Origin of the sequence: Mesorhizobium sp. 131-3-5, assembly GCF_016756575.1 — a bacterium.
Lineage (GTDB): Bacteria > Pseudomonadota > Alphaproteobacteria > Rhizobiales > Rhizobiaceae > Mesorhizobium > Mesorhizobium jarvisii.
This window is the reverse complement of sequence record NZ_AP023254.1, coordinates 6,430,694-6,440,657: the sequence shown is the minus strand read 5'-3', so window position 1 is coordinate 6,440,657 and position 9,964 is coordinate 6,430,694. Positions and strand designations below refer to the sequence as shown.

The 9,964-nt window shown below is 63.6% G+C and carries 18 protein-coding genes; all 18 read right to left on the bottom strand.

Annotation, left to right across the window (positions count from 1 at the left end):
* Nucleotides 1–15: 15 nt before the first annotated feature.
* The 18 genes from yacG to JG747_RS31390 all read right to left on the bottom strand — a co-directional run bounded on the left by yacG (nt 16) and on the right by JG747_RS31390 (nt 9,873).
* Nucleotides 16–213, bottom strand: coding sequence for a DNA gyrase inhibitor YacG (yacG, locus tag JG747_RS31475; protein WP_019860409.1), 198 nt, complete (start codon nt 211–213; stop codon nt 16–18).
* Nucleotides 210–836 (bottom strand): Maf-like protein, encoded by a 627-nt coding sequence (locus JG747_RS31470; RefSeq protein WP_038644546.1) that lies wholly within the window; start codon nt 834–836, stop codon nt 210–212. The genes yacG and JG747_RS31470 overlap by 4 nt, the downstream gene beginning before the upstream one ends.
* Before the next feature lie 22 nt (nt 837–858).
* On the bottom strand, nt 859–1,077 hold the full coding sequence (gene infA, locus JG747_RS31465; RefSeq protein ID WP_006200926.1) for a translation initiation factor IF-1: 219 nt from the start codon (nt 1,075–1,077) through the stop codon (nt 859–861).
* An 87-nt stretch (nt 1,078–1,164) separates the two neighbouring features.
* The gene (locus JG747_RS31460) at nt 1,165–1,575 is read right to left on the bottom strand and encodes an arsenate-mycothiol transferase ArsC (RefSeq protein WP_019860407.1); all 411 of its coding nucleotides are present in this window, start codon (nt 1,573–1,575) and stop codon (nt 1,165–1,167) included.
* 47 nt (nt 1,576–1,622) lie between these two features.
* Nucleotides 1,623–2,108: a UPF0262 family protein gene (locus JG747_RS31455; protein WP_019860406.1), complete on the bottom strand. Its 486-nt coding sequence runs from the start codon at nt 2,106–2,108 to the stop codon at nt 1,623–1,625.
* Between the two features lie 6 nt (nt 2,109–2,114).
* Nucleotides 2,115–3,407, bottom strand: coding sequence for a histidinol dehydrogenase (gene hisD / locus JG747_RS31450; protein ID WP_019860405.1), 1,293 nt, complete (start codon nt 3,405–3,407; stop codon nt 2,115–2,117).
* Nucleotides 3,408–3,413: 6 nt separating this feature from the next.
* The gene (locus JG747_RS31445) at nt 3,414–3,845 is read right to left on the bottom strand and encodes a DUF2948 family protein (protein WP_019860404.1); all 432 of its coding nucleotides are present in this window, start codon (nt 3,843–3,845) and stop codon (nt 3,414–3,416) included.
* 168 nt (nt 3,846–4,013) lie between these two features.
* Nucleotides 4,014–5,306 carry a UDP-N-acetylglucosamine 1-carboxyvinyltransferase gene (gene murA, locus JG747_RS31440; RefSeq protein WP_010914066.1) on the bottom strand — a complete coding sequence of 431 codons (1,293 nt, stop codon included), beginning with the start codon at nt 5,304–5,306 and terminating at the stop codon, nt 4,014–4,016.
* A gap of 128 nt (nt 5,307–5,434) precedes the next feature.
* Nucleotides 5,435–5,680: a hypothetical protein gene (locus tag JG747_RS31435; RefSeq protein ID WP_019860403.1), complete on the bottom strand. Its 246-nt coding sequence runs from the start codon at nt 5,678–5,680 to the stop codon at nt 5,435–5,437.
* A 184-nt stretch (nt 5,681–5,864) separates the two neighbouring features.
* Complete coding sequence (locus JG747_RS31430; RefSeq protein ID WP_202360796.1) at nt 5,865–7,031, bottom strand: tyrosine-type recombinase/integrase; 1,167 nt, start codon at nt 7,029–7,031, stop codon at nt 5,865–5,867.
* A gap of 228 nt (nt 7,032–7,259) precedes the next feature.
* On the bottom strand, nt 7,260–7,430 hold the full coding sequence (locus JG747_RS31425; protein ID WP_202360795.1) for a hypothetical protein: 171 nt from the start codon (nt 7,428–7,430) through the stop codon (nt 7,260–7,262).
* Nucleotides 7,427–7,693, bottom strand: a complete 267-nt coding sequence (locus JG747_RS31420) for a hypothetical protein (protein ID WP_202360794.1) — start codon at nt 7,691–7,693, stop codon at nt 7,427–7,429. Before JG747_RS31420 ends, JG747_RS31425 begins: the two co-directional genes overlap by 4 nt.
* Nucleotides 7,683–7,868: a hypothetical protein gene (locus tag JG747_RS31415; RefSeq protein WP_202360793.1), complete on the bottom strand. Its 186-nt coding sequence runs from the start codon at nt 7,866–7,868 to the stop codon at nt 7,683–7,685. Before JG747_RS31415 ends, JG747_RS31420 begins: the two co-directional genes overlap by 11 nt.
* Nucleotides 7,865–8,338 carry a hypothetical protein gene (locus tag JG747_RS31410; protein WP_202360792.1) on the bottom strand — a complete coding sequence of 158 codons (474 nt, stop codon included), beginning with the start codon at nt 8,336–8,338 and terminating at the stop codon, nt 7,865–7,867. The genes JG747_RS31415 and JG747_RS31410 overlap by 4 nt, the downstream gene beginning before the upstream one ends.
* Nucleotides 8,335–8,583 carry a hypothetical protein gene (locus JG747_RS31405; RefSeq protein WP_202360791.1) on the bottom strand — a complete coding sequence of 83 codons (249 nt, stop codon included), beginning with the start codon at nt 8,581–8,583 and terminating at the stop codon, nt 8,335–8,337. Before JG747_RS31405 ends, JG747_RS31410 begins: the two co-directional genes overlap by 4 nt.
* Nucleotides 8,573–8,809 carry a hypothetical protein gene (locus JG747_RS31400; protein ID WP_202360790.1) on the bottom strand — a complete coding sequence of 79 codons (237 nt, stop codon included), beginning with the start codon at nt 8,807–8,809 and terminating at the stop codon, nt 8,573–8,575. Before JG747_RS31400 ends, JG747_RS31405 begins: the two co-directional genes overlap by 11 nt.
* Nucleotides 8,810–8,817: 8 nt before the next feature.
* A complete protein-coding gene (locus JG747_RS31395) occupies nt 8,818–9,264 on the bottom strand; it encodes a MucR family transcriptional regulator (RefSeq protein ID WP_202360789.1) in 447 nt (148 codons plus the stop codon).
* 36 nt (nt 9,265–9,300) lie between these two features.
* Entirely contained in the window at nt 9,301–9,873 is a 573-nt protein-coding gene (locus tag JG747_RS31390; protein WP_202360788.1) for a hypothetical protein, read from the bottom strand.
* Nucleotides 9,874–9,964 lie beyond the last annotated feature (91 nt).

The window sequence follows — 9,964 nt, the reverse complement described above, 5'->3', positions numbered from 1 at the left end:
CGGGCGATCTCGGTCTTACTTGGGCTCGTCGGCGTCGGGTTCTTCCTCGTCGTCGCGGGCCTTGATGACATAGGCGCCCTTCAGCCAGCGGTTGAGGTCGATGTCCTTGCAGCGGGCTGAGCAGAACGGAAAGGTGTCGCGCGCCGACGGCTTGCCGCATTCGGGGCAGGGGCGCTTTGGCCGCAGCGGCGTGACTTTGGAGTCGGAATTCATGGCCGTGCGGTCAGCCAGTTCTGATGGATCTTGAAGCCTTCGCCCGATAGCAGGGCCACCGTCTCATAGAGCGGCAGGCCGACGATGTTGGTGTAGGAGCCGACCAGCTTGACGACGAACGAGCCGGCGAGACCCTGGACGGCATAGCCGCCGGCCTTGCCGCGCCATTCGCCCGAGGCGACATAGGCTTCGATCTCCTCGCGCGGCAGCCGCTTGAAACGCACCCGCGTCTCGACCAGCCGCTGGCGCAGCTTGCCGCCCGGTGTGATCAGGCAGATGCCGGAATAGACCCGGTGAGAGCGGCCGGACAGCAGCCCGAGGCAGTTGGCGGCATCGTCCAGCGTTTCGGCCTTGGGCAGGATGCGCCGCCCGACCGCGACCACCGTGTCGGCGGCCAGAACGAAGCTTGGCGCATAGTCCGTCTCGGTCTTCAGCGAGGCGAACGCCTTCTCGGCTTTTTCCGTCGATAGCCGCTTGGCCAGCGAGCGCGGATGCTCCGCACGCAGCGGCGTTTCGTCGATATCGGCTGGCAGGATACGGTCCGGCTCGATGCCGGCCTGCTGCAACAGTTCGATGCGGCGCGGCGAACCCGAAGCAAGCACCAGCTTCTGCAAAATGCTCATCGCGGACCAGTCAGGCTTGATCTTACTTGAAGCGGTAGGTGATGCGGCCCTTGGTCAGGTCGTATGGCGTCATCTCGACCAGAACCTTGTCGCCGGTCAGCACGCGGATGCGGTTCTTGCGCATGCGGCCGGCCGTATGGGCGATGATCTCGTGTTCGTTTTCGAGCTTCACCCGGAACATCGCGTTCGGCAACAATTCCGTCACGACACCCGGAAACTCGAGGACTTCTTCCTTCGGCATTCGATACCTTTGCTTGGATGGCAGTTCCAGCGCCCCGGCTGGAATTTCGGCGGAACCTATATGATAATCGTCCGCTTGTGAACACGCTTAATCCGTCGCGTTTTTTGCCTCTGAAGCCAAGAAACGTCGGCTTATGCGCAACTTCAGCCGCTCGCGCACCTCGCGGTAGGCCGCCATGATCTGTTCGCGCGTGCCGCTGGCGCCAGTCGGGTCCTGTGTCGGCCAGTATTCGACCTCGACGGCGAGCGAGCGGGTGAGTTCCAGCGCGGCATGGTGCGCTTCCGGCGCCAGCGTCACGATCAGGTCGAAATAGTCGTCCTCGAGATCGTCCAGCGTTCTGGGATGACGCTCGCCCAGCGACAGGCCCTCCTCCGCCAGCACGGCATCGACGAATGGGTCGCGCTCGCCGGCGCGCACGCCGGCCGAAGCGACGAAGATAGTGGCGGGCAGCATCCGGCGCGCCAGTTGCTCGGCCATTGGCGAGCGCACGGCATTCATGCCGCACACGAACAGGATCGAGCGGGGCAGGGCGCCGGGTGCCAGGGCTAGCCCCGCCAGTGCAGCACGCAGACCAGCGTGAACAGCCGGCGCGCCGTGTCGAAGTCGATGTCGATCTTGCCGGACAGCCGGTCCATCAGCGTCTGCGAACCTTCATTGTGCAAGCCGCGCCGGCCCATGTCGATCGCCTCGATATGGCTCGGCGTCGAGGAGCGGATGGCGTCGTAGTAGCTTTCGCAGATCATGTAGTAATCCTTGACGATGCGCCTGAGCGGCGTCAGCGACAGGATGTGGGTGACCACCGGGGTACCGTCCTCGCGGGTAACGGCAAAGACCAGACGCTGCTCGGCCAGCGACAGTTTCAGCCGGTAGGGGCCGGCCCCGCTGTCGTTGACGGGCTGAAAACTGTTCTCCTCGATCAGGTCGAAGATCGCCACTGCCCGCTCATGCTCGACATCGGGCGTCGAACGGCCGATCGATTCATCGAGTTCGACATCGATCAGTTTTGCGCGGGTTTGATCGGAGCCCGTCATCTCGGCCTACATGTTCAGCCGGATGGCGACGGAGCGGCCATGCGCGTCGAGCCCTTCCGCCTCGGCGAGCGCGATCGCCGCTGGCGCGAGCACGCGCAATTGCTCCGGCCCGAGTTTCAAGATCGAGGTGCGCTTGACGAAATCGAGCACGGACAGGCCTGACGAGAAGCGCGCCGAGCGTGCCGTCGGCAGCACGTGGTTGGAGCCGCCGACATAGTCGCCGATGGCTTCCGGCGTGTGGCGCCCGAGAAAGACGGCGCCGGCATTGCGCATCCGCGACAGGAAACCTTCGGCATCGTCGATGGCCAGTTCGACATGTTCGGCGGCGATGCGGTCGACCAGCGGCAGCGCGGCCTCGATAGTCGCGACCTCGATCACCGCGCCGAAATCGCGCCAGCTCGCCGCTGCCGTTTCACCGCGCGGCAGGGTCTGCAATTGCCGTTCGACCGCCTGTTCGACCGCCTTGCCGAAGGCCGGATCGTCGGTGATCAGGATCGATTGCGCCGACACATCGTGTTCGGCCTGGGCGAGCAGATCGGCGGCGATCCAGTCGGGATTGTTGCTGCCGTCGGCCACCACGAGCACTTCCGAGGGGCCGGCGATCATGTCGATGCCGACCGTGCCGAACACCTGGCGTTTGGCCGCCGCGACATAGGCATTGCCCGGTCCGACGATCTTGGCAACCGGCTTTATGGTCTCTGTGCCATAGGCAAGGGCAGCGATCGCATGCGCGCCGCCGACGCGGTAGATTTCGGTCACGCCTGATATGTCGGCCGCCACCAGCACCAGCGGATTGATGATGCCACCCGGCGCCGGCACCACCATGACAACGCGCTCGACGCCGGCCACCCGGGCCGGCACGGCGTTCATCAGCACCGAGCTTGGATAGCTCGCCGTGCCGCCCGGCACATAGAGCCCAACCGCCTCGATCGCTGTCCAGCGCCAGCCGAGCTCGACGCCGGCGGCATCCGTGTAGCGATCGTCCTTCGGCCGCTGCCGCTCGTGGTGGGAGCGGATGCGATCGCGCGCGAATTCGAGCGCTTCGATCGCCTTTGGATCGGCCGTCTCGTAAGCGGCCGCAATGTCTTGCTTCGACACGGCAATGCCGAGGCTCTTCAAATCGGCCCGATCGTATCGTTGCGTATAGTCGATCAGTGCCGCGTCACCTTCGGCGCGCACACGCGCGATGATCTGGCGAACCCCTGCGTCGACGTCCTCGGACACTTCCCGCTTGGTCGTCAGGAAAGCGGCGAAGCGCTGCTCGAAATCGGCGTCGGACTGGCGAAGCGTGATGGCCATGGGCACTCAAGCCTTGTGGATGGGGCGCGACGTGGCTTCCCACGCGCCGCCTATGTCGGCAAGGCGGGCCTCGATGCATTCGACATCGAGCATGATGGTGCCGCCGCCCGAAAAGATGAGTTCGACGATGCCGGCCGGCTTGCTGATCTCGATGAAGCTGATCGCCAGCAGGGACAGCACCTCGGCCGGCTTGTCGCGGGCAATGCCATTGGTTTTGGCGCCCAGCACCCGGTCGAAATGCAGCACGGCCTGCCGCCGCTCATTGTGCTGGCGGAACAGACCCGACTTCGCCTCCCAGACGAAACGGTTCATGGTCAGCACAAAACGCTTGGCCGCAGGCAGGAATTCGAGGTCCGACACCTTCATCACGGCGTCCTGGACATGGGCCGAGACGATGCTCAGATCCTGGTCGTCGAGCGCGATAAGCTTGAGGGCCATGCGGGATTTGTACCTAAGGTTGGTTTCAGCCCTCTGTTAGGCGGTCTTTCCGGCCGGTGCAACCGCGACACGACTTCCGCCCGAGGCAATTGCCTCGGCTTTGCGGTGCTGGCAGGGGGATGAAGGCCGCCCGGGCAGCCTCCGTCCGAAGCTGCCGCCGTTCGATCGTCAGGCGGAAATGCGCTCGATCACCGCGCCGCAATTGGACAGTTTTTCCTCCAGCCGCTCGAAGCCGCGGTCGAGGTGGTAGACGCGGTTGACCGTGGTCTCGCCTTCGGCGGCGAGGCCGGCGATGACCAGCGAGACGGAAGCGCGAAGGTCGGTGGCCATGACCGGCGCACCTTTCAGCTTCGCCACGCCGTCGACGATCGCCGTCTGGCCCGAAAGCGTGATGTGGGCGCCGAGCCGGGCCAGTTCCTGGACGTGCATGAAGCGGTTCTCGAAGATCGTCTCGGTGATGCGCGACTTGCCCTTGGCCATGGTCATCAGGCCCATGAACTGCGCCTGCAGATCGGTCGGGAAGGCCGGGAAGGGCGCCGTCGTCACGTCGACCGGCGAAATGCCGGCGCCGTTGCGCTTCACGCGGATGCCGGAATTGGTCTGGGTGATCTCGGCACCCGTCTGCGAAATCACGTCCAGCGCGGTCTGCAACAGTTCCGGCCGCGCGCCTTCGAGCACGACGTCGCCGCCCGTCATGGCGACCGCCATGGCATAGGTGCCGGTCTCGATGCGGTCGGGAATGACGCGCACGCGCGCGCCCGACAGCGATTCGACACCGTCGATGGTGATGGTCGGTGTGCCGGCGCCGGAAATCCTGGCGCCCATGGCGTTGAGGCATTCGGCGAGGTTAACGATTTCAGGCTCGCAGGCGGCGTTTTCCAGCACTGTCTCGCCCTTGGCCAGCGAAGCCGCCATCATCAGCACATGGGTGGCGCCGACCGAGACCTTGGGGAAGACATAGCGGTTGCCGACCAGGCGGCCATTCTTGGTCTTGGCGATGACATAGCCGGTGTCGACGTCGAGATCGGCGCCAAGCGCCTGCAGGCCTTCGAGGAACAGGTCGACCGGGCGCGTGCCGATGGCGCAGCCGCCGGGCAGCGATACCTTGGCCTCGCCCATGCGGGCCAGTAGCGGGCCGATCACCCAGAATGAAGCCCGCATCTTCGACACCAGCTCGTAGGGCGCCGTCGTGTCGACGATGTTGCGTGCGGAGAAGTTGATGGTGCGCGAATAGCCTTCATTCTGCTTCTCGCGGCGGCCATTGACCGAGTAATCGACGCCGTGATTGCCGAGGATGCGGATCAACTGCTCGACATCGGCCAGATGCGGCACGTTTTCCAGCGTCAGCGTGTCGTCGGTCAGCAGCGAGGCGATCATCAGCGGCAAAGCGGCGTTTTTCGCGCCCGAGATCGGAATGCTCCCGGCAAGCTTGTTGCCGCCGACAATTCTGATGCGATCCATTGGAGAATGTCCCTCTCGGCCAAAAAGGCCGGTTCAATCGTTTGAGTATCGGCCCGTCTAGACCATTGGCCGGTGTGGTTCAAGAAATAGGATTTCCACGCATCCGGGCCAAGAGTGGCCGATTTGAGTTAATCTTTCCGTATTTCCTGGGCCGCACCGAGCCCGTCCGGCCTCTGGTCGGCTTCACCCGTGCGGCGCGAGCGCGACTGCGCCTTGCGCTTCTGCAGATTGGCGCGCAATTGCTCGGCGAGCCGGTCCTTGCGGTCCGTGCCGCCCTTTTTCGGTGATATCGTCTTGTCGCTCATCGTCCCGTCCCGGCCGACGACCCGGCCAAACCTGCCGTTCAGGGATAGCCAACATTGTGGCGCCGCCATGTCATTGAAAGCTATTCGGCAAAGGCTTTCACAGAAGCGTTGTTCTTGGCCTTGCGCTTGCCGGTTCGATATGGCAGAAGCCCCGCCATCAGCGGCTGCGGTAGCTCAGTGGTAGAGCACTCCCTTGGTAAGGGAGTAACCAAACTGGCACCAAGCCACTTTTCCCAACAAATTCATATCGTTATCAGGCTGGTCGTTTTCGGCTGGTGTAAGGTCTCGGTGCCACTTTGGTTCCGTTGTCACCATTCGCCGGCGGGCGCGGCTTCTTCTTCCCGAACACCTTGTCGATGACGCCCGTGCCCTTCTCGGCGTGGGTGTAGTTTTCCATGAGCAGCTTCTTGGTCTTCCACCGGCCCTTGGCGGCCGTCGTGGCGACGTCGACACCGTGCCGCACGATCATCTCGGTTGCGAAACTGTGGCGTCCTGGCTGATGCGTGCCGAGATATGGAAGGCCTGCCAGTTTGCAGATGCGTTTGATGTCCTTGTAGACCGAGCCGCGCTGGATATAGCCGAACAGCCTGTTGTTCGGCTTTTTCGCGCCGCGCCCGCTGTGACGCTCGCCAGCTCGCTTGCGATCCCAAGGGACGCGCACCTCCCATGCGGCCAGTCGTTCCCGCTTCCACTCGCGGAGCTGTTGGATTTCATAGACCATTTCGATGGTGAGGTCGGCCTCGCCATCCTCGCCGTTTTTCATGTCGCGGAAGATGACCTTGCGGTTCACCAGGTCGATATCGGTCGACTCGTCCTCCAGCTTGAGTGCATCGGAGATGCGGGCGCCGGTCTGGAACAGGAACAGCATCAAGGCGCTCAACCTCGGGTCGTCGCTGTGGTCGCGGAACGTGTTGATGTAGGATCGATCGACGGCGCGCTTCGGCGGCGCGCTCGACCGGCGCGCATCGCGGTCATTCTTCGAAAAGCCCTTGATCAACACCTCACGGCACTTGCCCTCGTCGGCCGCGAAATTGATGACGGCCCGGGCCGGGCTCACCGCCTGCCGGTTCCACGTCGTGTAGACCGCAGTCGGATAAAGCACCTTGGCGGCGGCGCGCACGTCCGTCCCGGTCATGTCCGAGATCCTGGTGTCCTTGAAGTGATCAAGCAGCGGAAGGACGAAACGGTCATCCTTGCCCGCGTTGAGGTAAAGCTCAACGGCCTGGGCGAAGGTGTAGCGGTCCTTGGGATCGAGGTCGATCTCCCTCTGCGCGGCGTTCTCTCGGCTCAGCCGGACCTTGTCCGCTTGCCTTTCGTCAGTCTGGCCCGTGCTCTCGTGTACGCGGTGCTCGCCTTCTCTGGTCGGGACTGTTCCCGTGAGCCAGTAGAACCGGCCACGCTTGTAGATGGTGAGCGGCATGACTTACTCCACAAAAACAACTCGTCGATCTGCCGCGGCGAGATCAATATTTTCTTGTCGACTTGGTAGCAGAGGCCAGCCTTGATGGCCTTCTCGCGCAACGACCTCGCGGACATACGCAACCCTTTGTCGTGAAAAAGCGACGACCAGTAGTCTGGCGTCTTGGCGACGGTCAGCACCTCGGGAGGCTGGTCGTTCATGACGATGCCGAAAAGACGGGCGCTTCGCTCAAAGCCAGCCTCCGGTGAGAAGCACGGCATACAACAGCCATGTGGTGATGACGGCATAGATGGCCATCTCGAGGTCGTCGATCGCATTGAAGTCGCGCCGGCCGCGCCGGCGCCACAGCCAGAGGGCGATCAACGCGGTGATGGCGATCGGGATGATGAGCCAGGTCATGACGGTGTCCCTTCAATCGCCTCGAAGCAGAGCCCGTAGCGGCCCGGCCCGTCGACCACGTAATAGGTAACGTTCATGTCGGCCGTGACCATCATCAGCTTGGGCAGGCAGATGCCAACCCGTGGACCGTCGGGCTTGTAGTGCCGGCACTCGCCGCAAGGGCGGTCGTGCACCTCCAGCACCTTGATCCCGCACCCTTCGCACCAGGAGCCCTTGGCGCCGAGCCGGCCGCGCGTGATCGTGTGGCTGCATTCAACGGTCATCGCGGCAGTCCGAGCAGTTGTGCTGCCATTCGCGGCCGACCTTGAAAACGCGCCAGCCGCCGTCCTTGGCGTGCTGGATCATCACGTCGAAGTCATCGCGGTCGAACACGCGGCCGGCGCTTTCGCCGCATTCGTTGCAACAAAGCTCGATCTTGTCGTCCAGGCGCTCGATCATGGCGACGCCTTCGCTTTGGCAGGCTTGGAGATGTGCCCTTCGATCCAGGCGCGCATCTTCGCAAACCGCTCCTCGGGCGTGATCTTGAGGTGCCGGCCGGCCTCATCCTTGTTGATGTAGCCCTTCTCGTCGCAGGACCAGTACCAAAACTCGTCGTTCATGTAGACGATCTCTTGGGCGAGGCATTCAGCGATGCCGAAGGTGCCGGCGACGGTCGAATAGTCCTCAGGATCGAGCTTGCTCATGTCGACGCCGCGCGCACGGCCGACGGAGCCGATGGCGCAGACTTCCCCGGCCGTCTCAAGCTCCATGGCCACAAGGCGCTTGACTGGCATTGCGTCCATCGCGGCCGCCATCTCATGCAGGAAGGCTTGCCCTCGCTTGCCGCGCAGGGCGCTCTTGACGGCGCCGCGCCAGCGGATATGTGCCCATTGGTCGTCCATGTCGTCGACGTAGCCTGACCTGCTCATGCTTCCATCTCCTCGAAGTCATCATCCTCGGGCGCACGTTCATGGGCATCGATGCGCGCCAGCTCGTCGCGCTCCTCACAAAGCCATTCGTATCGGCTCTCGTCGCCATCGAAGAACGGCGTGAGATCGTAGTTGCGGTGCATGCGGGCCAGCTCGTCGCGGTCCGGGTCCATCCAGTAGGGCATGTGCCAGTCGGGCGGCGTCGTCTTCCAGGCGTCGTAGCTGGCCCATGGATCACCGGACATCGGAACCCTCCTCGACCAGCCAAGTCTGCGAATTTCCCTTGAGGCCGAAAAGGCTGTCGCCGGCCTCGATCACGGCGACAGCCCCATCACGCACCGCCGCGTGAATGACATGCTCGGGGATGGCCTGGAATGGCCCTTCGAACCACCAACGCCTCTGGCCACTGGAGAAGCCGAGGTGCAGGTGATCGCCCTTCGCGAGCCGATCTACGACGGTGCTGACGTTCATTGCCCTGCCTAGGCGAAAGCGCGGCGCGCGCCGGCTTTGGCGCGGATCGGCACAACCTTGGCGTGGCGGCCGAGGCCGCTCGATTTCGCCAGCGCCGAGCGCGTCGCCGAGTAATTCGGCGAGACCATCGGATAGTCGGCGGGAAGGTTCCACTTGGCGCGGTATTCATCGGGCGTCATGCCGAACTCGGTCCGAAGGTGACGCTTCAAGGATTTGAACTTCTTACCATCCTCCAGGCAGATGATGTGATCGGGAAGGATCGACTTCTTGGGGTTGACCGCCGGCTCCTTGGGCGCGGTCGCGTTGACGATCGCAGGGGCGTCAAGCTTGTTCACGGCGCCGCTGACGCTGGCGATCAGGTCGGGCAGCTGGCCGACCGGCACCGGGTTGTTGGCGACATAGGCCGAGACAATCCCGGCGGTCAGTTCGATAAGGCGTAGGCTCTTGTCTTCCATTGTTACTCTCCGTGGTAGGGGTTGACGTCGTGGGACCTAAAGGGCGGCCCCGGGGCGACCTGGTTGCGAGCGTTGCCGCTCGAAGCTTTGGGAATTGAGCAGCTCGAACTCCATCATGCCGGGGTAGCAGGCGGGCGAGCGCGGACGGATTTGCCGCTGCATCGCCCGGCTGTCGACGGTGTCGTATCCGTACGAAAGCAGGGACGCCTCGAGCGCGGCAACGGTATGGGCTGGCCGCGTGATCAGGCGCTCGAAACTCAGCCTCAGATTTGGAAGCCGCCCGACGCCGGCCGCCGCCATGTTCAAGGGCCGTTCGCGGCGCAGGCCGGCGACGAAGACGCGCATCGATTTCCGGTTGTTCGCCACCGGAGCCCCGATCCGGTCCAGCAACTTCAACTGCGATCTGGCCTGCTCTTGCGGGTCTCGATCGAGCCAGATGACGACATGGCGCGGCATCGGGCCAATGGGCAGGTCCGCGGGCGTGATGAGCTTGATCGCCTTGCCGCGAAGGGCCGAGAACGCCTTGGGATCGAACTGACCGAACATGCTGGCGTTCGTCTCGAAATCTGGCCAGTCCCCAACGCAGGGCACGCCGCCGGCATGCAGCATCTGCATCATCAACGATGTCCCGCATCGACCTAAGCCGGCGACGACTATGGCGGGCAACTCGTTCATTTCTGGTTCCTGGTGTAGCCAAATC

Coding starts and splice junctions, on each gene's coding strand:
- yacG (WP_019860409.1), bottom strand. CDS start 213: ATGAATTCCGACTCCAAAGTCACGCCGCTGCGGCCAAAGCGCCCCTGC.
- JG747_RS31470 (WP_038644546.1), bottom strand. CDS start 836: ATGAGCATTTTGCAGAAGCTGGTGCTTGCTTCGGGTTCGCCGCGCCGC.
- infA (WP_006200926.1), bottom strand. CDS start 1,077: ATGCCGAAGGAAGAAGTCCTCGAGTTTCCGGGTGTCGTGACGGAATTG.
- JG747_RS31460 (WP_019860407.1), bottom strand. CDS start 1,575: ATGAATGCCGTGCGCTCGCCAATGGCCGAGCAACTGGCGCGCCGGATG.
- JG747_RS31455 (WP_019860406.1), bottom strand. CDS start 2,108: ATGACGGGCTCCGATCAAACCCGCGCAAAACTGATCGATGTCGAACTC.
- hisD (WP_019860405.1), bottom strand. CDS start 3,407: ATGGCCATCACGCTTCGCCAGTCCGACGCCGATTTCGAGCAGCGCTTC.
- JG747_RS31445 (WP_019860404.1), bottom strand. CDS start 3,845: ATGGCCCTCAAGCTTATCGCGCTCGACGACCAGGATCTGAGCATCGTC.
- murA (WP_010914066.1), bottom strand. CDS start 5,306: ATGGATCGCATCAGAATTGTCGGCGGCAACAAGCTTGCCGGGAGCATT.
- JG747_RS31435 (WP_019860403.1), bottom strand. CDS start 5,680: ATGGCGGCGCCACAATGTTGGCTATCCCTGAACGGCAGGTTTGGCCGG.
- JG747_RS31430 (WP_202360796.1), bottom strand. CDS start 7,031: ATGCCGCTCACCATCTACAAGCGTGGCCGGTTCTACTGGCTCACGGGA.
- JG747_RS31425 (WP_202360795.1), bottom strand. CDS start 7,430: ATGACCTGGCTCATCATCCCGATCGCCATCACCGCGTTGATCGCCCTC.
- JG747_RS31420 (WP_202360794.1), bottom strand. CDS start 7,693: ATGACCGTTGAATGCAGCCACACGATCACGCGCGGCCGGCTCGGCGCC.
- JG747_RS31415 (WP_202360793.1), bottom strand. CDS start 7,868: ATGATCGAGCGCCTGGACGACAAGATCGAGCTTTGTTGCAACGAATGC.
- JG747_RS31410 (WP_202360792.1), bottom strand. CDS start 8,338: ATGAGCAGGTCAGGCTACGTCGACGACATGGACGACCAATGGGCACAT.
- JG747_RS31405 (WP_202360791.1), bottom strand. CDS start 8,583: ATGTCCGGTGATCCATGGGCCAGCTACGACGCCTGGAAGACGACGCCG.
- JG747_RS31400 (WP_202360790.1), bottom strand. CDS start 8,809: ATGAACGTCAGCACCGTCGTAGATCGGCTCGCGAAGGGCGATCACCTG.
- JG747_RS31395 (WP_202360789.1), bottom strand. CDS start 9,264: ATGGAAGACAAGAGCCTACGCCTTATCGAACTGACCGCCGGGATTGTC.
- JG747_RS31390 (WP_202360788.1), bottom strand. CDS start 9,873: ATGCTGCATGCCGGCGGCGTGCCCTGCGTTGGGGACTGGCCAGATTTC.